We start from the raw sequence: 26,255 nt of genomic DNA, 5'->3' as shown, positions 1-26,255 counted from the left end.
CATCCTTCCCAGGGCACGGGGACGGCGTACCGCGTGAAAGTCTCTGCGCGTGACTGAGAAGCCTGAGACGACCAGTGAGACGACCCCGTACGACGCCGACCGTGCCCGTTTCACCCGTGAGTCGCTGGCCCGCCTGGTCCTCTGCGACCACGCCGTGGACGTGGCCGACAGCGCGAAGGGCCTGGTCGACACCGAGTACGACTCGGACACCGGCCCCGGAGGCCGGGTCAGCCAAGCGCTCCAGCTCGTCGAACTCGCCGAGCGCGCACTGGCCTCGGCCGTGATCTACGAACGCGAGCGGGGCAGCTCCTGGTCGGACATCGCCCGGTACCTCGGCATCGACGCGGCGGAGGCGGAAGGGCGCTTCACGACCGACCTCGACAGCTGGAACACGGCTTTCGACGTGCCCTACCGCCTCGACGAGACCGGCCTGAAGCGCATACCGCAGCTGCCCACGGCGGCGTACGACCCCGTATGCGCCTGCCGGCACCTGGACCTGTGGGCCTCCCTGGAACGCATCGGCGACGAGGCGGTGAGCTCCGGTCTGCGCATGGCCTCGCCGGAAGAGGACTCCTCGCACGACACTCCGTAGGACCTTCACAGGCGGAGCCGTCTGCGAGACTCACCCCATGAGCGGTACCGGGCGGCCCCCCTTCACCCCCCTCGACTTCCAGCTGGTCCTGCTGCGCCGCATGGCCGACCACAACGCCGACCTGGTCGCGGACGCCCGCCGCACCCTCGGCGTCTCCCTGACCGACATGCGGGAGGCCAACAAGCGCTGGCAGGCGATGCTCCGGTCCCCGAGGGCCAGGTCGGCGGCCGGCCGCTACCGCTCCGTGCTCGGCGCCCCCGAGTCCAAGACACCCCGCCGCATCGGCGACCTGGATTGCGAGGCCTGGCGGTGGCCGGTGCCGCTCTGGCCGGACCTGCGCTTCGAGGTACTGGTCGGGGAGGGCGGCGCGGTCTGGAACGAGTGGCTGGTACGGGCCCCGGGCGCCCCCGCTCCCACCCTCCGCACCCTCGCCGACCTCACCCCCTGGTCCTGCACCATCGACGAGGCCGCCCACGCCTTCGCCCCCGCCCGCCCCCTCCAGGGCACGGCACCGACCCGCTGGGGGCTGGTGCTCACGGGGCCGGACGGTCGTGAGGTGGTGGCGGAGTTCACCTGGGGGCTGTTCCAGCGGCTGCTGGACTAGGGCGTGTCGTTTGGATCACCCCGGCGTCGTGGGGGCTGGCGCGCACCGTCCCTCACAGCCGGCCTGTTCCAAACGACACGCCCGCCCTAGGACGCAGCCGGAGGCCGCGCCCGCCGCCCTTGGTCATCACTCAGGTATGGGCACTACCGTCTTAGTCTTCTCGTCGAAGCTGAACTTGAACACCTGACCGTCACTCGCGACGGCACGAGCGTTGTCCCAGAGCCGCTTCTGAGCGTGGCCGCGATAGGCTGCCACCGCCACCCCCCACGCACTGATCAGATCGGTCTGCTTCGAGCCGTAGAACCAGTCGATCCGGTCAGTAGCCGGCGCACCGGAGCCCGCAGCCGACGCGTGAGCGTCCAAGGCGTCGAAGAACGCGTTGTTGATCGAAGGCCAGCCACTGCGCGGAATGAGTATCTTCCCGTTCCAGCCGAGGAACACGGGCTTGCTCGCGCCATTCTGGAAATACTGCTGATAGTGACTCAGGTTACCGCCTGCGCAGATGTTGCAGCCGAAGCCGAAGACAAGCTTGCACTGCTTCCTGAAGGGCGTTGCGTCGACACTCACCTGTTCAGATGCCGTACCCGTCGCATGGTTGTACTCCTGGAAGCTGACCTTGCCGAGATCCGTGAAGTCGGCCACCCAGTTGGGATCCTCTTCCTGCCACCACATACGCTGCCCGCTCTGGTGCCCGGCGAGGTACACCACGTCCGGGGCACCGCCGACGACATCACCCATCCACCCCCGGAAAGCTTCCGAGAACTTCTTGCCCGCCGCTCCGGTACCGACACTGCTCTTCCAGGTGCTCAGCGTCAGGTCCAGGAAAGAGATCGTGGTCGTCCCCGCGGCCGAATGGCTGCGCACACCCCCCGGCACCAGGAGCGCACGAGGCGGGAAGACGTCCATAAGGTCCTGCCCGACAAGGGCACCGTCCAACGCTCTCTTCTTGAACCGGTTCGTTTCCACGAACGTACCGAAGTTGAACAGCAGAAAAGACGTCACGAACCGTCTCCTCCCGCCCTGTCGATACGGTCGAGACCATCGAGCGCCGCACTGAACTCGGAGAGCACCCCACGAATTGCTCGCGCTGTCGCTCCGAGGCTCTGCCAGTACGGGTCGAGATCACGACAGTCATGCGCCAGCGCCCACTCCCGCTGTTGCAGAAGGACCTGGCGCATACGCCTGTAGGGATCCACCGCCTCGGCGAACCCCGATTCATAGAGCGATCCGCGCAGCCGGTCCAGGCCCTCGCATGTCGCCGCGAGCGAGCGTGCCATGGTGTCCTGCACATCGGCGGACGAGGCCTGCTCGCCGGACGGTCGGGGGTAGCGCGAGGGGCGGGCTGCGGTGCGGGCGCGCGGGGGCACACGCCGTCGCTGACGCCTGCGGGCCGAGCCGTGCGACCTCGGCATGTCACTGCCTCCTCGGTGGCCTGTCGGCCTTCGTGTCGTCGATGGCCTGGTCCATGAGGCTGAGGATCTTCTCCAGCCCCACGCCGATGTCCGCCTGCTTCAGACTCAGCTGCACGTCCAGGTGGTGCGGGCCATGCACTTCGCGGCCCTGTGCCCCGGTGGTCGGCACGGGCCGGGCGAGCAGATCGACCTGCCGGCTCCCGAGCAGATCGACCAAGGACGGAGGGCCCGTGCGGTGCGTGTCCACCGGCCGCTGCCCGCCCTTCCCCGGTGTCGCGACGATCGCTGCCCGGAAGGCGATCCGGGCGTCCTCGACTTCCATGGCCGGAATCGCCAGCAGGGAGAGGACGGGTATGTGGGCAGTGAAGTCGGCCAGTTCCCCGTTCTCGTCACGCTTCCGGTAGCCGAACGCGGCCATGCGCAGCCGGCCGGCGGTGGCGTCGTCGGACGAGCGCACGAACCCGACCTGCTCGATGAAGTCCAGCGTGGCGCGGGCTGCGTGCGCGTCCGCGCGGACGACCGCGGACAGCGCGGCCCCGATGAACTCGTCGAGCGGCAGCGCCCGCAAGTTCCCTCCTGCCTCGGCCATAAGGCACCTCCGCCATCAGTACGAGGGCCGGTCACTCCGGCTGCAACCGGCGGTCGGGCCGCTCCCCGTCGCCGACGTCGACCCACGTGTAGTTGCGAATCTCCGTGACCAGTTCGATCCGGGAGAGCACCGCCTCGGGCACGTCCAGCAGTTCGCGCAGACTGACGGACACGTCGACGGCGCCTGCGGCTCCCCGCGCGGAGACCAGCGCGGCAGCCGCAGCGAACCCGGCGGCGCACTCGGCGGCGGCAGCGGCGATCGCTGCCCGTACGTCGGTGATCGACCGCGCGCGGGTCACCGCCCGGAGCCGTTCGTCGTCCACGAAAAAGGCCTCTGCCACCGCCTTGTTGAGTTGCTCCGCCAAGAGCTCGGGCCTCCCGTCCAGCGCTCTCCTCAGGGCCTCCGGATCGGCCCTGACCGCCTGGTCCACCGCTTGCACCAGCTCGGTCCGCATGGCATCCCGGTCGAGGCCTGCGGGCTCGACCAAGTCTTCGAGGATGCCTTGGACGAGGGCGGCCCCGTGTGTTCGGGCATGGACTTCGATCACGTCATCGAGTCGCGCGGTCCTCGGGTTGACGGCCGCGACCGCGAAGGCGAGCCCCACCGACGCCTGCCGTATGTCCGCGCGGGGAACCGGGAAGGCTTCCAGGATGGGGTCGGCGGCGTACTCCTTGCTGATGTCGCGGGAGAACAGGTCGCTGACCACCCTGGCCCGGGCGATGTCCCTGAGTACGGCCCCCAGCACGTCGGTGAGGTCTGCCATCAGCGGGTCCTTTCGTCTGCGGTCAGGGCGACCTGCAGGTCGAGCCGGTGGCGGGCAGACGGGGGCGCGGCGAGCAGCGAGTCCGTGTCGAGCCGGACGGGCCGGTCATGAGCGGTGAGAAATCCGCGAGCCTGACGCGGAGTCAGCGGCAGGTCGGGAGAGGGCAGGGGCCCGGTGGCCGACGCGTACGTCACGGAGAGCTTCAGCCACGCCGGGTGGAGTTCCACTCCCCGCGTTTCGACGGCGACGTCTCGCGGAAGGCGCAGGCGGATGTCGTCCAGCAGTCCCAGCACGACGGCGGCGAGTGAGACGTCCCCGGCCACTGGGCGGGTCATGGCGGTACGGGCGTTTCCCGGATGCTCTGTTCCAGCAGGTCGAGAATGCGTTCCAGCCCTGCCGGCACATCGTCCTGTATCGCCCGCACATTCACCTTCATCTGGTACTCACGGGCGTAACGGGACGTCGTCTGCCGCGAGTTTTGATACGACACCGCGGTACGGAAATCCAGGCGGATCGGAGACCAGAAGGCGCGATACGTCCCCTTCGCTTCGGTTTCGAGATTGAAGTTGCTCTTCACCGTGCTCTCGACGGCGTCAGTCAGCTTCGCGATGAAGTCGATCGTCATCTCGTCGATACGCAGATACGGGATGGGGACGATGGAGAGGATGGGGACAGTGACCTCGAAGGTGTCCTCCGCCCCGGCCTCGTCGCGCTTTGTGTACTTGAACTTCACATTCCGGACGGTTCCACCGTCGGCGTCCGCGCGCTCGTCAACGAAGAAGGGATCCTCGTCGGCTTTCGGCGGGATGAACCCGACCTTCTCGATAAAGTCGATGGTGGTCTTCGCGGCGAGACCCTGCGCCTCGATCGCCGCCTTGAGGGGCGATCCGATGAGGATGTCGAACGGAATCTGCCGCAGCTCCTCGACCGCTCGCGTCATGATCCGCTCCCCAGAATGGATCGGACGGGGGGTGCGTGAACTCGATACGCCAAGCCGAGCGCGCCTGCTGAAAGGCGTCTGACCTCGGCGACCTCCATGGATCGATGCTTTCAACATACCGCCGTCCGTGACCGCCCGCATCCGCAGGCGATCCGCGGAGCACTCACCTCATCCGCCGCCGCCGGCGATCATCGTGGTCCCACCCTCCGCGACAGCCGTCAGGGCTCGAACTCCGTCGGAACGATGCGGATTTCAGGTGCCTCAGCCGGAAGCGGAGCCGCCACCACAAAGGAATTCACACTGTCCGAAATTGGAACGTACCTCTTTTCATCCCCCACCAGAAACTCGAGATCGAGCTTCCATCGGCAGTACCCTCGCGGATCTTTCGCCTTCATCAGGAGATAGAATTCCACCTTGTCGCCGGCGCCCAGGTCGAGATCAAGACGCTTCTCACCCTCCTCTTCATCGAGGAAAAGAGTTTTAGAAGACTTCTTGCCGACCTCAAGATCAATCCAGTGCACCTCGCCCTCTCCCGGAAACAGGTCATCAGTGGGGCACAACGGGTGGACCCTCGTCCGCATCACGGAAGTCGTGTACGACTGAGGACGTGCCCGGACACCAACAAGCGTAATCGACTCCGTTCGGTCGGCCACCAGGAAGAATCTGACACTGAGGCCGCTCGGGACCGCCCCCAAGTTCCCCAGCCAGGCCCGAACGCCGGGGTGACATGGGTCGTCGGGGACCCCTCCGATGCTCTCCTTCGTTTTGGGAGAAACCCATCCATCCTCGGTGGCGTTGACTGACACATCGCTCACATGAACGGCCGGTGCAGGAGGTCGCCGCGGCCATCTGTCCGTCGGCCAGCTGCCTATGACCCAGCCTAGAGCGCCCCCGACAACCATCAGTACGGCAATGAAGGAAACCGGAGCCGCATACTGCCGCAGTGGACCTCTACCTCGGGAGGCCGACGAGCCCTTGCCGCGTTTATCCGACATCGTATTGCACCCTCTTACCGCTTTCCCAGGTGTATACCGGAAGGCCATCCGACGGAGTCAGCTCGAACGGCTCGCCGTCATCATCGATCACGGTGGTGTCGCTGATATCCCCATCGGTCCAGGACAGCTCAGCACGCCAAGAGCAGTGGCACTCACCCGGATTCACGTCGATCAGGAGCGTCGCAGGATCGGATCTCGTCGCTTTGTACGGAAATCTGAGCACATCCGCGCGGAAGCCTTCCATGTAGTCGCCGACCGGAACCCAATACGGCGGAGGTGCACCAAAGTTTACGCGGCCGACATGATAAAGAGGGCTGTCACCGCAACCTCGGGACAACACAACTCGAGTCCCGTGAATAGGGGGCTTCCGGGAAACCACCTTGAACTTGATGTTCCTGAGGATGATGGCTCGATTATCTCTGGCACTTGCCGAGACGTAGAGAGTGACGTTTCCTGCCGGCGCCGCACCGAACGCGGATGGATTTTGATCCCAGGTTTTTCCCTCGACTCGCGGACCGGAGCCAGGCGGTGTTTTCATGAGCGGGCTGGATGGAGGGTGAGGATATACCCAACCCGAGCCGTTACATCCGTTCGCATCGCCTTGCTCCACACTCACGCTGAGTATGGGTCCCTTCTCGTTCTTGATGACAACCTCGCGAGTGTCACCGAAAACAAGCCTTCGAATGGATTCACCAGTAGACGTCACGAGATTCGACAGGGCACCTGAAAGGGCAGCTGTGATGCTGGCTGCGACTATGCCGATAACCCATATTTTGGCCCGCTTCCACGGGGGGATGTGTTTGTCTCTATCTTGCGACGTAGACGGCGTCTCTTCGGCCATATCGCGTTTTCCCTGGAGAGCGGGTCCAATACATTGACAAGGCGTGCCACCTGTCAGTATCCGGTCTGCCTCGGCCCCATGCATCTTGCGACGTCCAAATGGGAATCGGCGTCAGCGCCGAGCTCGCGCAGCCCGCCGAGAGCGGCGTTGGCGAGCGCGTCCATCGAAATATGGCTGGTGGGGACGGTGGACAACAGCGCTGAAGTCCGCCCATGACGACGTACGGACTCCGGCCCCACCAAGCTCCACACCCCGGGCGAACGACTGCTCCGCGGCAAGTCCGTGGACTCGGCGATCGGCGCCGGGCGGGCCGAGGACTGGGTCGCCCTCGACGTCAGCGTGTGGTCGGGCACCGTCGGTACGGTCATGGGCTGGAAGTATCACGGCCGGATCCGGGTCGGCTTCCAGTGGTTCGACGACCGGGACCCACCGAGCCCGAGGTCGCTCTGTGCCTCACTGCGCCCGTGCTGCCGCTCGTGCTGATCCGGTGCGCGGACACCGACGAGCGGGTACGGGACCTCGCCCGCCGGTCCTCGACCGCGCGCTCGTCCACGCGGACGAGGCCGTACTGCGGCAACTGGCGCCTCTGGCAGCGCTGGTGGGCATGCGGTGGCGGTACGGCGCCTGGGAGCGGGAGGCCGTCCTCGGGTGCCTCGGCGGGCGGCCCGAGGAGGTGGTGACGCACCTGCTGTCGAGCAATGAGAGCGAGGCCCGGACAGCGGGCCTGCACGCCGGGGCCGCGTACGGTCGGCTCGGCATGACCCAGGCCTGGGCGATCGCCGAGGGGGACCCCGACGCCGGTCTGCGCTTGCATGCGGTGCGCGCGGTGATACGTCTGGCACTCGACTCCGGAAGCCGGACCGTCCTCGAGGCCGCGCGGGCCCGGGTTCTCATTCGCCTGAACACCGACCACTCGTACGAGGTCCACCGCGCCACGCTCACCACCGCCGTCGAGGCCGGCCTCTTCCGCGCCCTGGACCTGGCTGATCTCGCCGTCGGGCACCGGTACCGGAACATCCGGCGGCACAGCTGCACGGCCGTACGTTCCGCCGCCGTCGGACGCCTGCGCGGCGCCGACCGCGGCGCCGACCGCGGCGACGAACTGGTACGTCACCTGTCGGACCCGTCGGCCTTCGTCCGCGCGGCGGTGTGCCGGGAACTCCGTGCGGCGGGCGGCGATCCACGCACGCACTACCGGGCGCTGTGCGCCGATCCGACCGCCCTCGCACCAGCGGCGGTCATCTGACTGGCCGAGCAGCGGCACCCCGGAGCCGGCGTGAGCCCCGGCAGGCTCCCGGCAGTGCCCGTGTCGGCGTTCCGGAGGAGGCTCAGTCGAGGCAGAACTCGTTGCCTTCGATGTCCTGCATCACGATGCACGACTCGTTGTACTCGTCGGCGATCAGCACCCGTTCGCGTGTCGCGCCGAGCGCGACCAGTCGTTCGCACTCGGCTTCGAGCTTGGCGAGGCGTTCCTCGCCCACGAGGCCGGTGCCGACTCGCACGTCGAGATGCACCCGGTTCTTTACGACCTTGCCCTCGGGAACCCGCTGGAAGTACAGCCGCGGGCCCACCCCGGTGGGATCGCTGCAGGAGAACCCCGCTCCCCGCCGCTCAGGCGGCAGCGAACGATCGAACTCGTCCCACGTGGCGAAGCCCTCCGGTGGCGGCGGTACGACGTACCCCAGCACCTCGCACCAGAAGCGAGCGACGCGCTCCGGTTCCGCGCAGTCGAAGGTGACTTGGAACTGCTTGATCGATGGCATCGGCGCACCATAGCAAGGGCAGTCCGCTCAGTCCCCGGTACGGATCGGCAAGTTGCCGGCGACCGTACAGGTCCTGGGCGGTCTGCGGAGAACGGGCGGGTCGGCTTCCACGGCCCTCACTGCCCGCATCGACACGGACCGGTGCATACGCGCCCCAGGGGCGGATCCTGGTACAGCCCCGCCAGCCCCCGAGCCGTGCTCGCGATCCGCTTCCGCAGCTCGGGCGGGCCCAGGACCTCCACCTCGGCCCCCAGTCTCAGCAACTCGCCCTCCGCGTGGGTGAGGCTCTCGATCGGGATGAGCGCGTGGCGCCAGCCGCCGGGGCTTTCCTCCCGGCCGGCCTCGGCCGCGTCGATCACGGTCGGCACGGCCAGTTCTCGCAGCCTCGCCAGTCCGGCCGGGGAGATCCGGATCTCCGCGCTCCCTTGCCACAGCCGCTCCTGCAACCGGGCCGTGTGCTCCCGCCAGTACGCGGCCAGGTCGAAGTCCGCGGGTGGCGTGAACTCCTCGGCCAGCGGCTGTACGTCCATGATCCGACCGATCCGGTAGGTACGCGGAGAGCCGTCGCCGGCGTACGCGACCGCGTACCATCGACCGGCCTTGAGCACGATGCCGTACGGTTCGAGCCGCCGCTCGACCACCTCCGGGGCGTACCAGCGCCGGTAGCGCACCCGGACCGCGTGCCGCAGCCATGTCGCGGTCGCCATCTGAGGCAGGCAGGGCACCTCGTCGGCCTCGCGGTACCAACCGGGCGCGTCGAGGTGGAACCGCTCGCGGACGCGCTTCGCCTGCCGCCGCAGCTCCGCGGGCAGCGCGGCCTCCAGCTTCAGCTCGGCCGCTGTCAGTACCGCGCCCAGCCCCAGCTCGGCCGCCGGTCCCGGCAGGCCCGCCAGGAACAGTGCCTCCGCCTCCGCGGCGGTCAGACCGGTCAGGCGGGTGCGGTAACCGTCGACCAGGGCGTAGCCGCCGTCGTGGCCGGCTTCTCCGTACACGGGGACGCCCGCGGCGGCGAGCGCTTCCACGTCCCGGTAGACCGTGCGCACGGACACCTCCAGCTCCGCGGCGAGTTCCGCGGCGGTCATCCGGCCGCGGTTCTGAAGCAGGAGGAGCAACGAGAGCAGTCGGTCCGCGCGCATGCCGGGGAATCTAACCGGGTCCACTGACAGTCGTTGTCAGTGGACCCCTCCTAGCGTCCCTCCCATGGTTCTCACGGACGACAGGCAAATCATGGACAACAGCACTGCTTTCGCCTTCTTCACCGGCACCTACGACGTCGTCAACCGTTGGCGCAAGGATTTCCTCGACCCCTCCGACGGCGACGATCGCTGGGAGGAGTTCCCGGGGGTCACCCGCGCCTCCGCGCACTTCGACGGGCGGGCCAGCTTCGACGAGATCGAGTTCCAGACGAAGGGTTTCGCGGGGCTGACCCTGCGGTTGTACGACCCCGCGGCCGACGCCTGGTCCCTGTACTGGGCGAGCAAGCGCACCGGCACGCTGTTCCCGCCGGTCGTCGGCCGTTTCGGCCCCGACGGCACCGGTGTCTTCCACGGCGACGACGAGCACGACGGCCAGAAGGTGAGAGTCCGCTTCGTCTGGTCGGAGATCACCACGACCACCGCCCACTGGGAGCAGGCGTTCTCCGTGGACGGGGAGCAGTCCTGGGTCACCAACTGGCACATGCACATGACCCGCCGGACAGCCTGACCAGCCCACCCAGGGCCTGCACGAGACTCGGCCGGGCGGCCTCGCGGAGGCGGCGGACTGATAGGAACGGGATGTCGACCCCGACAGCCAGTCCCGACTGCTAAGGAGTACGCCGCGTGTCCTCTCTCTTTCCGGCCCTGACCGAGGGACCGAGTGATCGAGTCGCCCTCCGGTTCGGCAGCCGTTCCCTGACCTACGCGCAGCTCGCCGCCGCGGCCGGTGCCGTGGCCGAACGCGTGCGGCACACCGGGCGGGTCGCCGTGTGGGCGACGCCCGTGCTGGAGACGGCCGTCGGGGTGGTGGGCGCGCTGCTCGCCGGGGTGCCGGTGGTGCCGCTGAACCCGAAGTCGGGTGAGAAGGAGCTGGCGCACATCCTGGGTGACAGCGCGCCCGCCGTGGTGCTGGCGGCGCCCGGCGACGAGCTGCCGGCCGGTCTCGGCGGGCTGGAGCGCGTCGACGTCGACGTGTCCGGCGTCGGCGGGGTGCCGGCGGAGGACACCGGCGACGAGGCTCCCGCGTTGATCGTCTACACGTCCGGTACGACGGGTCCGCCCAAGGGTGCCGTGATCCCGCGCCGGGCGATCGCCGCCACCCTGGACGCGCTGGCGGACGCCTGGCAGTGGACCGGCGAGGACGTGCTGGTGCAGGGACTGCCGTTGTTCCATGTGCACGGGCTGGTGCTCGGGATCCTCGGGCCGCTGCGGCGGGGCGGGAGCGTGCGGCATCTCGGGCGGTTCTCGACGGAGGGGGTGGCGGCCGAGCTGAACGGTGGCGCGACCATGCTGTTCGGGGTGCCGACGATGTACCACCGGATCGCGGAGGCGCTGCCCGGTGAGCCGGAGCTGGTGAAGGCGCTGAGCGGTGCCCGGCTGCTGGTCTCCGGGTCGGCGGCGCTGCCGGTGCACGACCACGAGCGGATCACGGCGGCGACGGGGCGGCGGGTGATCGAGCGGTACGGCATGACGGAGACGCTGATGAACACCAGCGTCCGCGCCGACGGCGAGGCCCGCGCCGGGACGGTGGGGGTGCCGCTGCCGGGGGTGGAGCTGCGGCTGGTGGAGGAGGACGGGTCGCCGGTCACGGCGTACGACGGGGAGACCGTCGGGGAGATCCAGGTGCGGGGCCGGAATCTGTTCACCGAGTACCTGAACCGGGCGGACGCGACCGCCGCCGCCTTCACCGCCGACGGCTGGTTCCGCACCGGGGACATGGCGGTGCGGGATCCGGACGGCTATGTGCGGATCGTGGGACGCAAGGCCACCGATCTGATCAAGAGCGGCGGGTACAAGATCGGCGCCGGGGAGATCGAGAACGCGCTGCTCGAACATCCGGGGGTGCGGGAGGCCGCCGTCACCGGGGAGCCCGACCCGGACCTGGGGGAGCGGATCGTCGCCTGGATCGTGCCCACCGACGGCGAACGGCCGCCGACCCTGGAGGAGTTGGCCGGTCATGTGGCACGGCGGCTCGCCCCGCACAAGCGGCCCCGGGTCCTGCACCACCTCGACGTCCTGCCCCGCAACGACATGGGGAAGATCATGAAGCGGGCGCTGGGCCGTGGCTGAGCGTCGTCCGAGCGCCCGCGCGGTCATAGCTCTCGTCACCGACGACTTCCGGGAACTGCCGTCGCCCGTCAGGGACTCACGGCCCGACGGGCCGCTCGGCTGGCGTGGTTACGACGCCTCCCGGGCCCGCGCCGCCGAACGCACCGGCGAGGAGGAGTCCGTGGTGTGCGGCACCGCCTCCGTCGAGGGCACGCGGGCCGTGCTGATCGCCTTCGAGTTCGGCTTCCTCGGCGGGTCGCTCGGCGAGCGCACCGGCGACCGGCTGGAGGCCGCGTACACGTACGCGCGGGAGCGGCGGCTGCCCGTCGTCCCGCTCGTCGCCACCGGCGGCAGCCGTATGCAGGAGGGCATGCTCGCGCTCACCCAGCTCCAGCGGGTGGCCCGCCAGTCGGTGCTCACCCGCGAGGCCGGGCTGCCGCAGATCGCGGTGCTGCGCGACCCGACCACCGGCGGCGGCTGGGCGACGCTCGGCGCGGGCGCGGACGTGGTGCTCGCCCTGCCGGGCGCCCAGGTGGGGTTCGCGGGTTCCCGGGTGCGCCCGGCGGACGCCGACCCGGCGGCGTACACGGCTGAGGCGCAGGTCGCGGCGGGCGCCGCCGACGCGGTGGTGGCGCCCGAGGAGCTGCGGGTGACGCTGGGGCGCTGGCTGCGGCTGCTGACGGCGCCGTCCGCCGAGCCCGCTCCCCCGCCGCCGCCGCTCGGCGCCACCGATCTGCCGGCCACGGGCTGGGACGCCGTGCTGCGTGCCCGCGCGTCCGGCCGCCCGCGCGCCGACCGCTATCTGGACGCCTACTTCTCCGAGCGGGTGGCGATCAGCGGCGACCGCTGCGGCGGCTCGGACGACGGCATGCTGTGCGGGTTCGGGGAGCACGCGGGCCGTACCGTCGCCTACGCCGCCCAGACGGGCACGGCCACCCGGCCCGCCGGGTACCGCACCGCCGCCCGGCTGATCCGGCTCGCGGACCGGCTGGGCATCCCGGTGCTGACGCTGGTGGACACGCCGGGCGCCGCCAACGACGCGGAGGCGGAGCGGCAGGGCGCGGGGGCGGCGATCGCCGAGTTGTTCGGGGCGGTGGCGGCGGCTCGTACGCCGGTCACGACGCTGGTGATCGGGGAGGGCGGTTCGGGCGGCGCGCTGGCGCTGGCGGCGCCCGGCAACACCTGGGCCACTCCGGACAGCTACTTCTCCGTGATCGCGCCGGAGCCGGCGGCCGCGATCCTCAAGCGGCCGGCGGCGGAGGTCGAGGCGACGGCGGACCAACTCCTCATCCGGCCGCAGGACTTGGAGCGGCTGGGGGTCGCCCGGGTCCGAACAGGCGAGCAGTTGTTCCCTGGAACAGGTGATCGTCGCTCGTGAGATCGCACGAGGCCTGCGTGACCGACGATACTTACGGTGCGCAAGCGACGGGCTGCAGACCGTAGCGAAAGCAGATACGCGCAGGTCCCACATGCATCACCGCAAGGAGAAAGCACGATCATGAACCTTCTCACCGACATCCTCGCCGGTCTCGTCCACTTCGTCGGATGGCTGGTCTGACGGTCCGGGAGAACGACAGACGGCGCCGCCTCCCCGTCCCAGGGAGGCGGCGCCGTCCGCGTGTCAGCGCACGCCGACGGCCCGGACGATCTCCTGGACCACCCTGCCGCCCCGGTCGTCGCGTGCCGACGCCCGCAGGGAGACGTACTCGGCGTCGTCCGGCACGTTCAGCGTCCCGCGCCAGGCGGCCGGTCCGTCACCGGTGAGTGGCACCTTCCGCCACGACTCGCCGTCGTCGTACGACACTTCGAGCGTGCCGCCGCCGAGCTTCCCGGTGTCCGGGGCGCCCGCCACGTACTCGGCGTACAGCCCGATGGGCAGCCGCCCGTCGCCCACCCGGCCCGCGAGGTCGGTGCCGATGTCGAAGCCGAGGTTGATCAGTGGCAGGAACGTGTACCGGTCCGCGGGCGTCCGCGCCGAGCGGAACGTCCACTCGGTGTGGCCCTTCGTCGCCCGCTCCCAGTGCGCCGGGTCGAGCGCGGTGTCGGTGACGACCTTGTAGGTGCGCTCCTCGGCGGGCGCGTCCGAGACGTACACGGCGGAACTGGTGCGCCGGTCGACGAGTTCGCCGTCCAGGTACACCGCCGTCGTCTGGGACATGCCGCTCTCGTCACTCCACACGTTGCCGAAGCCGGTGTGGTCGGGCCCGGAGTCGCCCCAGCCGGGGGTGTTGAACTGGAGCCGGTCGCCGGCGCGCTGCTGGCCCCAGCCGAGGCCGGTGCCGAGCCAGGGGTGCCAGACCGGCTTGAACCAGTTCAGCGTGGGCCGCGTGCCGCCCCGGTAGCCGACGAGCCCGCCGCGCTCCTCCAGCGCGTCACCGAGGTCGACGGACTCGTGCCACAGCTGTCCCCGTTCGGTGGAGACGTAGTCGGTGCGCTCGGCCGGGAAGTCGACGCGCTCCTTGAAGCCGAGGCCGATGGGGAAGGTGTCGGTGATCGAGTAGCGGAACTCGCCGCCGGAGGCGGGCTCCGCCGCGTGGAACCTCGTCCGTACGGCCGCCAGGTCGTCCGGCGCGAAGGTCAGGTCGCGGTCCGGTACGGCGCCCGGGTAGCCCTTCGACAGGTCGTACACGTACGGCGTGTTCCGCGTGCCGGTCATGTCGGCCTTCCCGGCCTTGCGCAGCCGGGCCGCGTCGGCCGCGTCGACGGTGCCGATCGGGAACGCCCGGTCCGTGCCGTCCTCGGAACCCCACCAGGCGTTCAGCCGGCCCGGCGCGTCGTCCGTCACGAACAGCGCCTTCACGCCCGCGTCCGCGGCGGCCTGGGCGAGCGCCGCCGGGTCGGTGCCGTCGGTCAGCTCGGCCAGCGCCGCCTTGCCCCGTACGCCGGTGAACGGGCCGTCCCCGACGTCCACCAGCGGCAGACGGGTGCGGCCCTCGGTCAGCGTGCCGCCGGGCTGGGCCACCACCTCGCCGACGCCCTTCACCTCCAGCAGCGGCTTGCCCAGCCGCCACACGGTCCGGTACTCGAAGCCGCCCTGGGTGACCTTGCGGGTCGGCGCGGCGAAGACGCTGTCGTACTTCACCGGCACCATCACCGCGCCGAACAGGTCGGCGCCGCCCGCGGTGCGGTCGTACTCCATGATCAGCTGCCGCCGCTCGGTGCGCCGGCCGACGTCGGCCTTGATCTCCCGCAGCTCACGGCCGTCGAGGGTGACCTCCGTGTCCCGGTCGAGGGTGACCTCCGGTGCCGCGAGGAAGCCCAGGCCGAGCGAGTCGGCGCCGTGACTGCCGCGCACGTCGAGGAAGGAGGTCAGGCTGTAGGTGCCGGGGGCCAGCCGCAGCTTCAGCGTGCCGGAGCCGCCGACGTGCGCCGGGACGGGGTCGGTGCGCTCGGCGAGCCGCTGGACGACGAGGTCGGCGGCGGCGGGCGCGCCGTCGCGGTCCTTGACGTGGACCGTGAGCGTGTACCGCTCCTCCTCCTTCACCAGCCCGAACGCGGTGTGCGCGACCGGGCTGCCGGCGACGGCGGCCACGATCCGCCCGCTGGTGCTGCCGACCGGCGCCTTCGAGCCGTCGCCGGTCACGGTGGTGGCGGCGGTGCCGTGCGCGGGGACGGTGAGGGTGGGGTCGGCGAGGGTGACGATCCCGTCGCCGCCCTCGACGGACAGGCTCAGCTCGACCGGTTCGTCGGAGGAGTTGGCGTAGGTGACGGTCCTCGTCACCGGCTGGTTCTCCTCGTAGGGCCAGCTGTGGAAGCCGAAGTCCACGCTGCCCGTCGCGGTCACCCGCGCGTCCACCGCGTCCGGCACGCTGACCCGGCCCGCGCCCAGCGTGTACGCGGAGGCGTCCAGCGGTGTGGACGTCGACATCAGCGCGTCCTTGAGCCGGGCGCCCGTCCAGTCGGGGTGCCGCTCGGCGAGGAGCGCGGCCACGCCCGCGACGTGCGGGGTCGCCATCGACGTACCGCTCATGGAGGTGTAGGCCCCGGTGCCACCGCTCAGCGAGGAGCGGGCGGCGAGGATGTCCACGCCGGGGGCGGACAGGTCCGGCTTGAGGGCGTTGTCGCCCCAGCGGGGCCCGGCGCTGGTGAAGTAGGCGGCCGTGTCGGCGGAGTCGACCGCGCCGATGGTGAGCGCCGCGTCGGCGGCGCCGGGCGAGCCGATCGAGGAGGGCGCGCCGGTGTTGCCGGCGGCGACGACGAACAGGGCGCCGGTCTCCTCGGACAGGGTGTTCACGGCCCGCGCCATGGGGTCGGTGCCGTCGCTGGGCTCGGTGGAGCCGAGGCTCATGGAGACGATGTCCGCGCCGGCCTCGCGGGCCGCCCACTCCATCCCCGCGATGATCTGCGACTCGCTGCCCGAGCCCTGGTCGCTGAGGACCTTGCCGACGGCGAGGGTGGCGCCGGGCGCGACGCCCCGCTCCTTTCCGTCGGAGGCGGCGCCGCTGCCGCCGACCGTGGAGGCGACGTGCGTGCCGTGCCCGTTGCGGTCGGCGACCTCCTCGCCCTCGATGAAGCTCCGGCTCGCCGAGACCCGCCCGGCCAGGTCGGGATGGTCCGCGTCGACGCCCGTGTCGAGGACGGCGACGGTGACGCCCTTGCCGGTGAGCCCGGCCTCCCAGGCGGCCGGCGTGCCGATCTGGGCGTTGCTTTCGGCCATGTCGGCGGTGACCCGCCCGTCCAGCCAGACACCGTCGATCCCGGCGGACTTCCGGGTCACCGCCTGCCAGAACTCCCGGCCCTTGTCCGCCTCCACGGCGGCACCGCGCACGGATGGGAGCGCGCGGGTCCGCTCGGCGCCGCGCGGGGTGGCGGTCCGCGCGCCCTTGTCGTACGTCACGATCAGCGGCAGCTCGCCCGTGCGGTCGTCGGCGAAGCCCTGCCGTATCAGCTCGCCGACGTCGAAGAGCCGTTCGTCGAGCGTCCCGGCGCGCAGATACGGCAGCGCCTCGTCCGGTACGACGGTGACCGTGCCGTTCGCGGTCTGCGTGCGCACCGCGCCGGTGGCGCCCCTCGGCCGTTCCACCTCGACGGTCTGCTTTCCGCCGCCCAGGTCGGTGACGGTCACCTTGTCCCCGGTGACGAGGGTGACGGTCCGGGCGGCGCTCGCCGTCCGGGTGGCCGCCGGGGCCTTCGCCGTCGTGTCCGCCGTGTCCGCCGCGCCCGCCTGCGCGACCGGCAGCAGCGGCAGCACGAGCCCCGCCGACAGGAGGATCGCCCCGCGTCCGACTGGTCCTCTGATCATCCCAAGCCTCTCTCGGTCGAGTGGTGGGACGAGTGTCAGGGGGCTTGTGTTGCGGGGGAGTTGACCGGACGTGGCGGGTTCGCGCTGTGGCGGGTTTCCGCCAACCGGGCGCGGCACCCCCGGCGGAAGCCGGGACAGCGGCAAGCACCCTCCGCCACAATGGAGTTCGTCGAGGTCACGCAGCACACGGGGGAGTGAACGGCGCATGGACGGCCTGGTGGAGTTCAAGACCGAGGACGGCGCACTGATCGTCGTGGAAGCCGTCGACGACGAGTCCGGCGCCCGGCTGGTCTCGCGCGGCGACGGACAGCCGGCGCAGGCCGCCCGCACCTTCGAGAGCGCGCTCGGCGGAGTGCGCGCGGCCGCCGAGTCCGCGCTGCGGGTGTTCCGGGACGGCGCCCTCAAACCGGACTCCGTGGAGCTGGAGTTCGGGGTGAAGCTGAGCGCCGAGACCGGGGCGGTGATCGCCAAGGGCGCGGCGGAGGGCCATCTCGTCGTCAGACTGAGCTGGCAGCCGGGACAGGCCGCCGAGCGCGCATGAGCAAGTCCGCCTGGCACGCCCGGATCGTGTGCGGGAGGGAAGTCGGCGCGGGCTTCCTGGTGTCCGCGCGCCGGGTGCTCACCTGCGCGCACGTCGTACGGTTCAGCGACACGGCGGACATCACCGTGACGTTCCCGGGCCGCCGGGACCTGGGCGCTGTCCGCGCCACCGTCACCGTCCACGGCGGCTGGCGGGGCGGCGCCGCCGACCCCGGCGACCTCGCCGTGCTGGAACTGTCCCGGGAGGTGCCGCTGGCCCCGGCCGCGTTCGCCCCGCCGGGCGCCGAGCAGGGCCGGCCCGAGCTGGTGGCGTACGGCTTCCCCAAGGGGTACGACGAGGGCATGCTCGCCGTGTACCGGGCGCTGCCCGGGCCGCTGATCTCCGACGAGTGGGTCCAGCTGGAGGCCGTCAGCGCGCACGGGCAGCCGCTCGCCGCCGGGTTCAGCGGGGCGGCGGTGACGCTCGCCGACGGCACGGTCGTCGGGATGGTCTCCGCGATCGCCGGCTCGCCCGACGTACGGGTCGGCCGGATGCTGCCCACCGAGGTGATGGCCCGCTACTGGGGCGAACTGGGCGAGCTGGTGCCCACCCCCGGCCATCACGCGGAGGAACGGCGCCGCCTGTACGCGCTGGTGCGGCAGGCCGAGCGGGCCCGCCTGACCTGCCGACCCGACCAGCTGTACGTCGATGCCGTGGGCCCCTTCGGACCGCCGCTGCCCGAGGGCGGCTTCCCCACCCTGGAACGTGCCGCCGCCTACGTGCAGTTCGAGGTGCCGGAGGAGGAGGCGGTGACCCGGTTCGCGGACCGGCTGGCCGGCCTGATCGGCGAGCAGGCGGGGGACTCCGGACCGGCCGCCGCCTGGTCGCCGATCGTCGTGGAGATCGAGCACAGCGGCGCCGGCGCCGACCAGGTCACCGTCGAGGTCTCCGCCTACCGCGACGGCCATCGCCGCCCGGTCGGAGCCCGCCGCCTGCCCCGCACCGGCGTCCGCGCCTACGTGCAGGAACGCATCGACGAGGCGTTCACCCAGCTCGCGCCCGACGCCGACGAACTGATCACCTTCGTCCTGCCGAGGGAGTGGCTGAACGAGCCGGTCGCCCGCTGGGAGTGCAGCCCCGACGACCCCACCCCGCTGGGCTGCGCCTACCCCCTCGTCGTCGCCGACCGCGCCCGGCACCGCAGCGGGCGGCTGCGCCACCAGCTCGCCAAGAAGTGGCAGAAGCTCGACACCGGTGGCGCCACCCTGCACCGCGTCGCCTGCGGCACCCCCGAACGCCCGCCGAGCCTGCGCAAACGGCTCCGCGACCACGACGCCGCGATGGCCGCGTACACCGTGCCGCCCACCGCCGCGCTCCCCCACTTCGAAGCCGGCCTCAACGTGCCCGTCCCCGTCCTGCTGTGGTCCCGCACCGGCTGCCCCGGCATCGGCCACGACGGCCCCTGCGGGGGCGGCGCGTTCCTCGACGAACTCACCGAGTCCGTCACCGGCGTCCCGCCCGCCGACCTCCCCCGGCACGTCCGCGCCCTGCGCGACACCGCCGAGGCCGCCGACGAACCGGACCGGCACTGGGCGCGCGACCTCCAGCTGATGTGGGACGACCCCCGCTGCTTCCCCGAGCCGACGGCATGCCTGCACTCGCCCGTCGCACCCGTCGCCTGAGCCCTCACGGAGAAGGACCCGCAATGCCCCTGTGGCCCGTCTACACCGGCACGAACGAGCCGCACGACGGCATCCTCGAACTGCCCCCGCCGCCGCCGTGGCGGGCCTTCGACGGCGGCCCGGTCCTCGACCCGCCGTCCGACGCCGACGACGCCTCCGCCGGCTCGCCCGACCGCACCCACCGCGCGGAGACCTACCAGGCCACCCCCGAGACCGTGCAGCTGGTCAACGCGGCCCTCTACCTGCGCCGCCCGCTGCTGGTGACCGGCCCGCCCGGCACCGGCAAGTCCTCGCTGGCGTACGCGGTGGCCCGCGAACTGCGGCTCGGCCCGGTGCTGCGCTGGAACATCACCAGCCGCAGCACCCTGCACGACGGCCTCTACCAGTACGACCCGCTCTCCCGCCTGTACGCGGCCCGGCAGGCCCTGACCGGCGCGAGCGAGTCACGCTTCGGGAACCACGCCGGCCGCGGCGTCGAGAGGCACGCCGGGAAGCGCGAGGAGGACGGCGTCGAGAACCATCTGCGCCTCGGCCCGCTGGGCACCGCCCTGCTCCCCCACAGCCGCCCGCGCGCCCTGCTGATCGACGAGATCGACAAGAGCGACCTCGACCTCCCCAACGACCTGCTGAACGTCCTGGAGGAAGGCCAGTACGAGATCCCCGAACTGGTGCGCGCCGCCCGCCACACGCCCGTCGCGGAAGTGCTGGCCGACGGCACCGACGAGCGGGTGCCGGTCGAACGGGGCCGGGTCCGCTGCCGCGCCTTCCCGTTCGTCGTGCTCACCAGCAACGGCGAACGCGAGTTCCCGCCCGCGTTCCTGCGCCGCTGCGTCACCCTGCGGCTGCGCCAGCCGGACGACCGGCAGCTCGCCGAGATCGTCCGCGCCCACCTCGGCGACCCCGACGACCACGCCCAGCGGCTCATCGAGCGGTTCCTGTCCCGGGTCGGCGGCGGCAAGCTGGCCACCGACCAGCTGCTGAACGCGATCTACCTGGCCCGCGCCTCCGACCTGGACGCCGAGTCCCTGGACCAGCTCGCCGAACAGCTCATGCCGTACCTCGGCCGGACCCCGCAGGCCGATGCGTTCTGACGACCCGCTCACACGCCTGGCCGACGCGCTGGCCGGGGCATCCCCCTCGGGCACCCGCCCGACCCCGCGTGAACTGGCGGAACTGCTGTGGCTGGCCGGGCACATGGAGCCCGTACCGGGAGAGGGGGAGTCCGGGGCGGACGGGGACGGACGCGGGTCGGACGGGGGCGATCGCGGGTCGGACGGGGGCCGGCCCGCGCCGGACGGAGAGGAATCCGGGCCGGACGGAGAGGCACCCCAACCGCACCACGAACGACCCGAACCCCCGCAGGAGGAGCCGGATCCACCCCACCCACGGCCCGACGAGCCCGGCACCCCGCCCCGCGCCCCACTCCACCTCCCGTCACCCACCCCCCACCACCCCGGCGGCCCCCGGCACGCCTCCCTCCTCGCCCCCGCGCCCCCGATGCTGCGCCACCCGCTCGGCCTGCAACGCGCCCTGCGCCCCCTCAAACGCCGCACCGACGCGCCCGCCGGCCGGGAACTGGACGAGCGGGCCACCGCCGAGCGCATCGCCCGCCTGGGCGCGGACCCCGAGTGGTGGCTGCCGGTCATGCGCCCGGCACGGGAACGCTGGCTGCGCCTGCACGTCGTCCACGACACGGGCCCCACCATGCCCGTCTGGCGCCCCCTGATCAGCGAACTGCACACCGCGCTCGCCCAGTCCGGGATCTTCCGCACGGTCACCCTGCACCCCGCAGGCCCCGACGGCACCGTCCACGGCCACGCCGCGCACACCCCCGCCGACGGCCGCACCGTCATCCTGCTGGTCAGCGACTGCATGGGCCCGCAGTGGCGCAAGGGCCCGGCGGCCGACCGCTGGTACGCCACACTGCGCCGCTGGGCGCGGCGCCTGCCGCTCGCCCTCGTCCAGCCGCTGCCGGAACACCTGTGGCGGGACACCGCGCTGCCGACGACGCCGGGCCGCCTGTCGGCCCCGCACCCGGCGGCGCCCACGGCGTCGCTGCGGTTCACCCCGTACGACGCGCCGGAGGACGGGACGGAGGACGGCACGGACGGGACCGACGCGGCGGCCGCGGACACCGTCCCGCTCCCGGTCCTGGAACCGGAGCCGGACTGGCTGGCGAACTGGGCGGCGCTCATCGCGTCCACCGGGGGCACGGACCACCCGGCGGCGGTGGCCCGCCTGGGCAGTGCCCCGCCGCCCCCGGACGACCGTACGGACCTCGCCCTCCTCACCCCCGAGGAACTGGTCCTCCGCTTCCGCGGGACCGCGTCGCCGGAGGCGTTCCGGCTGGCCGGGCACGTCGCCGTCGGGCGCCCGGACCTGCCGGTGATGCGGCTGGTCCAGGCGGCACTGGAACCCGACCCGCGCCCCCAGCACCTGGCCGAGCTGATCCTGAGCGGCCTGCTGACGACCGTCCCCGGCCCACCGGGCTCGTACGCCTTCCGCCCCGGCGTCCGCGACCTCCTGCTGCGCGCCCTGCCCCGCACCGCCCGCAGCCGCACCACGGACCTCCTGGAGCGGATGGGCGGCCTGATCGACACCCGGGCGGGCCGGGCCCCGGGTGAGTTCGCGGCGTCGACCCCGGCGCCCGGCGGGACGGAGACCGGGGCGGAGCCGGAGGCGTTCGCGACGGTCAGTCAGGAGGCGTTACGGCAGCTGACGGGGGGCGCGGTGCCGGTCCCGCCGGGGGTGGGCGGCCGGTACCGGCCGCGGCGGCGGCTCAACCCGGCCGGGACGCTCTGGCAGGCCGAGGACACCGAGGCCAACCGGACGGTGGCACTGCGGCTGCACGGACGCATCACCGATCCGGCCCGGCGGAACGCGTTCCTGCGGGACGCCCGGCGGCTGGCAAGGGTCCGGCACCGGAACGTGGTGGCCGTCCACGACTTCGGGATCGAGGACGACGTTCCGTACGTCGTCATGGAGCATCTGGACGGCATCGCGCTGAACAGCCTGGCCGCGCCGAACGGTTACCGGCTCCCGCCGCCCCTGTTCGCGGCGGTCGGCGCACAGCTCGCGAAGGCCCTCACCGCCGTGCACGACGCGGGCCTCACCCACGGCGGACTCGGCATGTCCCGCGTACTCCTGCTGCCCGACGGCACGGTGAAACTCACCCTGTTCGAACCGGGCCGGACGTCCGGGTCGGCGGGGCGCTCGGAGGATCTGCGGGCGCTGTGCGAGGTGCTGCTGCAACTGGCTTCGGGGACGTCCCGGATGCCGCTGCCCATCAAGTCCGGCCTCGGCCATCTGCCGTCCGGCCTGCGCCCGGCCTACGCACAGGCCCTCAACCGGCTGATGTCCCGCTCCGTGTCGATACAGGAGGCGGGCAGGGACCAGCTCACCGCACCCGAGCTGCCTGCCGCCGCACGCACGGCGTACGACCAGCGCTTCTACCACGTCCTCGGCCCCCTGAGCCTGGAGCTTCCCCACGACGAGCACGAACTCCCGTCCGGCGTGAAGGCCATGCTCGCGATGCTCCTTCTCAAGCACGGCCGCACAGTGACCCACGACGAACTGCGCAAGGGCATGTGGGGTCCGGCCGACGAGCCGAAGGACGCCATGGCGGCCCTCGGCAGGACGGCCGGACGGCTGCGCACGTTGCTCGGCCCCGGTGCCGCCCTGGCGACCCGCCCCGACGGTTACGCGCTGCACACCAGCGCCGACTTCGTCGACCTGGTGGAGTGCGAGCGGCTGGTCGCGCAGGCCGACACACAGGACCCACGCCGGGCACGCGACCTGTACGGCCAGGCCCTGGCCCTGTGGCGCACCGCCGGCCCCCTCGCGAACGTGCCCGGCCCCGCCGCCCAGACCGCCCGCACGCGTCTGCTCCAGCTCCGCCTCAGCCTGCACCGCACCTGCGCGGAACTCGACCTGGATCTCGGCGAGGTGGACCGCGCGGCGACCGGCCTCACCGAGCTGGTCCGCCTCCACCCGGCCCGGGAGGACTTCCGCCGCCTGCTGCTGATCGCTCTGCGCCGCCTCGGACGTCTCGAGGAGGCGCTGGACGTGTTCGAGGAGTACGAGCTCTCCGGCGGCCGCGGCCCGGAACTGCTGGCGCTGGGCGCCGAGTTGCGGGACGAGTTCGGCGGTCCGCCCGAGGAGGCCCCGGACACGGCGTACGACGAGTCGCGGTACGGCGACGCCCCGGCCTCCCCGGACGAGCTGCCCGCCGGCTCCTTCCCCACGGAGGAGGACCTGCCGTCGCTGCTCGCCCAGGACGAGGACGAACCGGACGCGGAACGGCCGCTGCCGCGGGACGAGGTGCCGGAGAGTCTGTTCCCGGAGGACCGCGGGGAGGCGGCGCCGGGATGGGTCGTCTTCGAGTTCGCGGACGGCCCGCAGGGCATGGAGGCCCACCGGCTGCTGAAGGACACGATCACGCGCTGGGCGGCGGAGATCGGCTGGCGCCCGGAGCACTACCCGTTGATCCGGCGGCAGGCCGACTACTCCATGCCGGCCACGCCCGCTCTGCTCGCGGTCGTCCGGGACGGCTTCCCCGAATTGCTCGCGGCGTTGGACGGCGTCCGGCTGTTCGTGACGTTCCAGGCGCGGCCCGGGACGGCCTGGGCCGGCGGCGAGGACCTTCCGCGGGACCCGGGCCCCGTGGCGGGTCTGCTCCGCGTCGAGTCCGGCCTCCTGGGCAAGGAGTGGGGCCTGCCCTCCGCCGTCGCGTACGTGCGCCCCGAAGGCGGCCCGCGCCGCGTCCCTCCGGCACCGGTCGACCTCGGCGAGCACGGCACGGAACTGGACGTGACCGGTCCGGCGGTCAACGGCCTGCCCGTCTTCGCCGCGCGCGGCACGGCGGCCTGGCGGGTCACCGCCCCGGCGCAAGCCGTGCACCGGGCGCCCGAGGACGTCGGCCGGGCCGTCCGGCGGCACGTGGTGGACCGCTTGCGTGAGCTGACCCTGCACTACCCGCCCGGCGACCCGCAGGCCCACCCGGCGTTCCAGGAGGCGCTGGCCGAGTGCGCGGTGCCCGGTCACGAGATCCGCTGGGACGTCTCCCTCACCGCCCGCGTCACCCAGACCCGCCCGCTCCCCCGCCGCTCGGACACCTCCGCCGCCCGCGCCCTGCGCGCCGCACAGGCCGTGATCTTCGGCTTCGACGGCACGCTGACCCGGCTCTACACGGAGGAGGGCAGGTCCGGGACCGTGCACGACCTCGCCCGGCTCCTCACCGAGAGCAGGGATCCGGAGGACGCCCTCGCCGGCCGCTCCCCGCTGCCCCACGGCACCCGGGTCACACCGCGGGGCGACCGCATCCATCCCCTCGACCTGCTCCGGGCCGTCGGGGCCGGCCCGCACGCGCAGGAGCTGCACCGCCGCCTGTCGGCGGCCGAGCAGGTCGCGGCCCGCACCGCGGTCCCCTCCCCCGCCGCCGACCTCGTCGTCCGCACGCTCGCCGGCAAGAAGCGGCTCGCCGTGTTCACCGACACCGAGCCCCGCGCCGCGACGGCCTACCTGAGCCGCCGGGGCCTCCTGGAGCACCTGGACGGCGGCGTCCACGGCCGCGACACCGGCCGCACCCCGCTGCCGCCGCACCCCGACATCGTGCTGCGGGCCATCGCCGCGCTGGGTGTGGCACCGGCCGAGTGCCTGGTGGTCTGCGCCACGACCGCCGAGCGGCAGGCGGCGCACGCGGCGGGCGCGGCCTCGCTGCACCAGGGGCTCCGGCCGCTCCTCGACGCCGCCCGCGACCTGTGACCGCGCCGAATCCCCCGTTCAGCCGTTCCCCGCCCGGCCCCCCTCGAAAGGCGCCCCGGCCGGAACCGCCGCACGATGCGGAGGAGGACCGCCGCCGGGCGGTCCACGGTCTGTGCTCTCGGGAGGATCTGCCATGACCGCCAGTCTGGAGCAACTGCGTCGCTGCCACTTCGGCGTCGACCTGGGCGCGGCGAGGACGCGGGTGTATGTGAAGGGCGCCGGGCTCGTCGTCGACCAGCCGTCCGCCGCCGCCGTCAACACGCGCACCGGCGCGCTGATCGCGGTGGGCGAGCTGGCGGAGAAGATGACGGGCCGCACCCCCGACTACATCCGTGTCGTACGGCCGGTCTCCGGCGGCACGGTCGTCGACATCGAGATGGCGCAGCGCATGCTCCGCCACCTGCTCGGCGACAAGATCCGCCGCAGTCTGCGCCGCAAGCCCCGGCTGCGGGCCGCCGCCTGCACCCCGCACGACGCGGACCCGCTGGCCCAGCGGGCGACCGTGGAGACCCTGGTCGGCCTGGGTGCCCGCCGGGTGGAGCTGGTCGACACGCTCATCGCGGCGGCCGTCGGCTGCGGGCTGCCCGTGGAGCAGCCCGAGGCGACGATGGTCCTGGTGTGCGGGGCGGCGGCCACGCAGGTCGCGGTGCTGTCGCTCGGGTCGATCGTGACCGCCGAGCGGATCCCGGTGGGCGGCGAGGCCGTCGACAACGCGATCGTGCAGCATCTGCGGCACGAGCACGAGTTGATGCTGCCGAGCCAGTCGGTGCGGCCGCTGCAGCTGGCCCTGTCGGGGAACGGGCTCACCCCGCACGGGCCCGCCTCCACCGAGATCCACGGGCGGGACGTGGCGACGGGCCTGGCCCGTTCCGTGCAGGTGGACACCGCCGCCGTGCGGGAGTGCATCCAGACGCCGCTGACCGCCGTGCTCGACGGCATCGGCAAGGTGCTGCGGGACTGCCCGCCGGACCTGGTCGCCGACCTCGCCGACCGGGGGATCATGATGGTCGGCGGCAGCGCGCTGCTCCCGGGGCTGGACCAGATGCTGCGGCAGGCGACCGGCATGCCGGTGCACATCGCGGAGCGGCCCGACGTGTGCGCGGTGCAGGGGCTCGGCGCCATGCTGGAGGGCAAGATCGAGCCGCTGGTGCTGGATCCGCTGGCCACGTGAGCGCGTGAACGCCGGGGGCCGGCTCCCGTCCCCCGCCAACTCCCCGTATACGCCGCGCCGTCACGGCACGGCCACGGCGTGTCCACCCCGCTCCCCTAAGGTCCCGGATCGCGTGACCCCGCCGCCGACCGGC

Annotated in this window: 23 protein-coding genes; 12 read left to right on the top strand and 11 right to left on the bottom strand. The window is 72.2% G+C overall.

What is annotated here, in order from left to right; translation table 11 throughout:
• Positions 1–49: 49 nt before the first annotated feature.
• Both AMK31_RS02965 and AMK31_RS02960 read left to right on the top strand, forming a co-directional pair.
• Positions 50–592, top strand: coding sequence for a hypothetical protein (locus AMK31_RS02965; protein ID WP_073938708.1), 543 nt, complete (start codon positions 50–52; stop codon positions 590–592).
• Between the two features lie 37 nt (positions 593–629).
• The gene (locus tag AMK31_RS02960) at positions 630–1,196 is read left to right on the top strand and encodes a hypothetical protein (protein ID WP_073938707.1); all 567 of its coding nucleotides are present in this window, start codon (positions 630–632) and stop codon (positions 1,194–1,196) included.
• Positions 1,197–1,322: 126 nt separating this feature from the next.
• On the opposite strand, the gene AMK31_RS02955 is transcribed toward AMK31_RS02960, so the two are convergent.
• The 8 genes from AMK31_RS02955 to AMK31_RS40315 form a co-directional block, all read right to left on the bottom strand.
• Positions 1,323–2,198, bottom strand: a complete 876-nt coding sequence (locus AMK31_RS02955; RefSeq protein ID WP_073938706.1) for a hypothetical protein — start codon at positions 2,196–2,198, stop codon at positions 1,323–1,325.
• Entirely contained in the window at positions 2,195–2,473 is a 279-nt protein-coding gene (locus tag AMK31_RS02950; protein ID WP_143204202.1) for a hypothetical protein, read from the bottom strand. The genes AMK31_RS02955 and AMK31_RS02950 overlap by 4 nt, the downstream gene beginning before the upstream one ends.
• 136 nt (positions 2,474–2,609) lie before the next feature.
• Positions 2,610–3,197 (bottom strand): DUF2589 domain-containing protein, encoded by a 588-nt coding sequence (locus AMK31_RS02945; protein ID WP_079186644.1) that lies wholly within the window; start codon positions 3,195–3,197, stop codon positions 2,610–2,612.
• A gap of 31 nt (positions 3,198–3,228) precedes the next feature.
• Entirely contained in the window at positions 3,229–3,960 is a 732-nt protein-coding gene (locus AMK31_RS02940; protein ID WP_073938703.1) for a hypothetical protein, read from the bottom strand.
• Positions 3,960–4,295 carry a hypothetical protein gene (locus AMK31_RS02935; protein WP_143204201.1) on the bottom strand — a complete coding sequence of 112 codons (336 nt, stop codon included), beginning with the start codon at positions 4,293–4,295 and terminating at the stop codon, positions 3,960–3,962. Before AMK31_RS02935 ends, AMK31_RS02940 begins: the two co-directional genes overlap by 1 nt.
• Complete coding sequence (locus tag AMK31_RS02930; RefSeq protein WP_073938701.1) at positions 4,292–4,900, bottom strand: DUF2589 domain-containing protein; 609 nt, start codon at positions 4,898–4,900, stop codon at positions 4,292–4,294. Before AMK31_RS02930 ends, AMK31_RS02935 begins: the two co-directional genes overlap by 4 nt.
• A gap of 218 nt (positions 4,901–5,118) precedes the next feature.
• A complete protein-coding gene (locus AMK31_RS02925) occupies positions 5,119–5,421 on the bottom strand; it encodes a hypothetical protein (protein WP_143204200.1) in 303 nt (100 codons plus the stop codon).
• A 463-nt stretch (positions 5,422–5,884) separates the two neighbouring features.
• Positions 5,885–6,736 (bottom strand): hypothetical protein, encoded by an 852-nt coding sequence (locus tag AMK31_RS40315; RefSeq protein WP_143204199.1) that lies wholly within the window; start codon positions 6,734–6,736, stop codon positions 5,885–5,887.
• Positions 6,737–7,018: 282 nt separating this feature from the next.
• On the opposite strand from AMK31_RS40315, the gene AMK31_RS02920 reads away from it, so the two are divergent.
• Positions 7,019–7,219 carry a hypothetical protein gene (locus AMK31_RS02920; RefSeq protein WP_073938699.1) on the top strand — a complete coding sequence of 67 codons (201 nt, stop codon included), beginning with the start codon at positions 7,019–7,021 and terminating at the stop codon, positions 7,217–7,219.
• 4 nt (positions 7,220–7,223) lie between these two features.
• Entirely contained in the window at positions 7,224–7,982 is a 759-nt protein-coding gene (locus AMK31_RS02915) for a hypothetical protein (protein ID WP_143204198.1), read from the top strand.
• 82 nt (positions 7,983–8,064) lie between these two features.
• Here AMK31_RS02915 and AMK31_RS02910 read toward each other — a convergent pair whose 3' ends face one another.
• Both AMK31_RS02910 and AMK31_RS02905 read right to left on the bottom strand, forming a co-directional pair.
• On the bottom strand, positions 8,065–8,499 hold the full coding sequence (locus AMK31_RS02910; protein ID WP_073938697.1) for a VOC family protein: 435 nt from the start codon (positions 8,497–8,499) through the stop codon (positions 8,065–8,067).
• Positions 8,500–8,615: 116 nt separating this feature from the next.
• Positions 8,616–9,635, bottom strand: a complete 1,020-nt coding sequence (locus tag AMK31_RS02905; RefSeq protein WP_073938696.1) for a helix-turn-helix transcriptional regulator — start codon at positions 9,633–9,635, stop codon at positions 8,616–8,618.
• Positions 9,636–9,699: 64 nt separating this feature from the next.
• On the opposite strand from AMK31_RS02905, the gene AMK31_RS02900 reads away from it, so the two are divergent.
• The 3 genes from AMK31_RS02900 to AMK31_RS02890 all read left to right on the top strand — a co-directional run bounded on the left by AMK31_RS02900 (position 9,700) and on the right by AMK31_RS02890 (position 13,122).
• Positions 9,700–10,203, top strand: coding sequence for a hypothetical protein (locus tag AMK31_RS02900; protein WP_241842513.1), 504 nt, complete (start codon positions 9,700–9,702; stop codon positions 10,201–10,203).
• A gap of 116 nt (positions 10,204–10,319) precedes the next feature.
• On the top strand, positions 10,320–11,765 hold the full coding sequence (locus tag AMK31_RS02895) for an acyl-CoA synthetase (protein ID WP_073938694.1): 1,446 nt from the start codon (positions 10,320–10,322) through the stop codon (positions 11,763–11,765).
• Positions 11,758–13,122 (top strand): carboxyl transferase domain-containing protein, encoded by a 1,365-nt coding sequence (locus AMK31_RS02890; protein WP_073938693.1) that lies wholly within the window; start codon positions 11,758–11,760, stop codon positions 13,120–13,122. The genes AMK31_RS02895 and AMK31_RS02890 overlap by 8 nt, the downstream gene beginning before the upstream one ends.
• 243 nt (positions 13,123–13,365) lie before the next feature.
• Here AMK31_RS02890 and AMK31_RS02885 read toward each other — a convergent pair whose 3' ends face one another.
• Complete coding sequence (locus AMK31_RS02885) at positions 13,366–16,986, bottom strand: S8 family serine peptidase (RefSeq protein WP_073938692.1); 3,621 nt, start codon at positions 16,984–16,986, stop codon at positions 13,366–13,368.
• A gap of 205 nt (positions 16,987–17,191) precedes the next feature.
• Between AMK31_RS02885 and AMK31_RS02880 the strand changes: the two genes are divergently transcribed.
• From AMK31_RS02880 to AMK31_RS02860, 5 genes are all read left to right on the top strand, one after another.
• A complete protein-coding gene (locus AMK31_RS02880; protein ID WP_073938691.1) occupies positions 17,192–17,527 on the top strand; it encodes a CU044_2847 family protein in 336 nt (111 codons plus the stop codon).
• Positions 17,524–19,188 (top strand): VMAP-C domain-containing protein, encoded by a 1,665-nt coding sequence (locus tag AMK31_RS02875; RefSeq protein WP_073938690.1) that lies wholly within the window; start codon positions 17,524–17,526, stop codon positions 19,186–19,188. The genes AMK31_RS02880 and AMK31_RS02875 overlap by 4 nt, the downstream gene beginning before the upstream one ends.
• A 23-nt stretch (positions 19,189–19,211) precedes the next feature.
• Positions 19,212–20,279, top strand: a complete 1,068-nt coding sequence (locus AMK31_RS02870; RefSeq protein ID WP_073938689.1) for an AAA family ATPase — start codon at positions 19,212–19,214, stop codon at positions 20,277–20,279.
• On the top strand, positions 20,269–24,951 hold the full coding sequence (locus tag AMK31_RS02865) for an SAV_2336 N-terminal domain-related protein (RefSeq protein ID WP_073938688.1): 4,683 nt from the start codon (positions 20,269–20,271) through the stop codon (positions 24,949–24,951). The genes AMK31_RS02870 and AMK31_RS02865 overlap by 11 nt, the downstream gene beginning before the upstream one ends.
• Before the next feature lie 133 nt (positions 24,952–25,084).
• On the top strand, positions 25,085–26,122 hold the full coding sequence (locus tag AMK31_RS02860; RefSeq protein WP_073938687.1) for a rod shape-determining protein: 1,038 nt from the start codon (positions 25,085–25,087) through the stop codon (positions 26,120–26,122).
• Positions 26,123–26,255: the final 133 nt, after the last annotated feature.

This window comes from Streptomyces sp. TSRI0107 (assembly GCF_001905845.1).
Taxonomy (GTDB): Bacteria; Actinomycetota; Actinomycetes; order Streptomycetales; family Streptomycetaceae; genus Streptomyces.
Note: the sequence above shows the minus strand (reverse complement) of the source record. Positions and strands in the feature narration are given on the sequence as shown.

Excerpts from the sequence above, each read along its gene's own strand:
- AMK31_RS02960 (WP_073938707.1), top strand. The coding sequence starts at position 630 with ATGAGCGGTACCGGGCGGCCCCCCTTCACCCCCCTCGACTTCCAGCTG.
- AMK31_RS02950 (WP_143204202.1), bottom strand. The coding sequence starts at position 2,473 with ATGGCACGCTCGCTCGCGGCGACATGCGAGGGCCTGGACCGGCTGCGC.
- AMK31_RS02945 (WP_079186644.1), bottom strand. The coding sequence starts at position 3,197 with ATGGCCGAGGCAGGAGGGAACTTGCGGGCGCTGCCGCTCGACGAGTTC.
- AMK31_RS02940 (WP_073938703.1), bottom strand. The coding sequence starts at position 3,960 with ATGGCAGACCTCACCGACGTGCTGGGGGCCGTACTCAGGGACATCGCC.
- AMK31_RS02935 (WP_143204201.1), bottom strand. The coding sequence starts at position 4,295 with ATGACCCGCCCAGTGGCCGGGGACGTCTCACTCGCCGCCGTCGTGCTG.
- AMK31_RS02930 (WP_073938701.1), bottom strand. The coding sequence starts at position 4,900 with ATGACGCGAGCGGTCGAGGAGCTGCGGCAGATTCCGTTCGACATCCTC.
- AMK31_RS40315 (WP_143204199.1), bottom strand. The coding sequence starts at position 6,736 with ATGGCCGAAGAGACGCCGTCTACGTCGCAAGATAGAGACAAACACATC.
- AMK31_RS02910 (WP_073938697.1), bottom strand. The coding sequence starts at position 8,499 with ATGCCATCGATCAAGCAGTTCCAAGTCACCTTCGACTGCGCGGAACCG.
- AMK31_RS02905 (WP_073938696.1), bottom strand. The coding sequence starts at position 9,635 with ATGCGCGCGGACCGACTGCTCTCGTTGCTCCTCCTGCTTCAGAACCGC.
- AMK31_RS02900 (WP_241842513.1), top strand. The coding sequence starts at position 9,700 with ATGGTTCTCACGGACGACAGGCAAATCATGGACAACAGCACTGCTTTC.
- AMK31_RS02885 (WP_073938692.1), bottom strand. The coding sequence starts at position 16,986 with ATGATCAGAGGACCAGTCGGACGCGGGGCGATCCTCCTGTCGGCGGGG.
- AMK31_RS02880 (WP_073938691.1), top strand. The coding sequence starts at position 17,192 with ATGGACGGCCTGGTGGAGTTCAAGACCGAGGACGGCGCACTGATCGTC.
- AMK31_RS02875 (WP_073938690.1), top strand. The coding sequence starts at position 17,524 with ATGAGCAAGTCCGCCTGGCACGCCCGGATCGTGTGCGGGAGGGAAGTC.
- AMK31_RS02870 (WP_073938689.1), top strand. The coding sequence starts at position 19,212 with ATGCCCCTGTGGCCCGTCTACACCGGCACGAACGAGCCGCACGACGGC.
- AMK31_RS02865 (WP_073938688.1), top strand. The coding sequence starts at position 20,269 with ATGCGTTCTGACGACCCGCTCACACGCCTGGCCGACGCGCTGGCCGGG.
- AMK31_RS02860 (WP_073938687.1), top strand. The coding sequence starts at position 25,085 with ATGACCGCCAGTCTGGAGCAACTGCGTCGCTGCCACTTCGGCGTCGAC.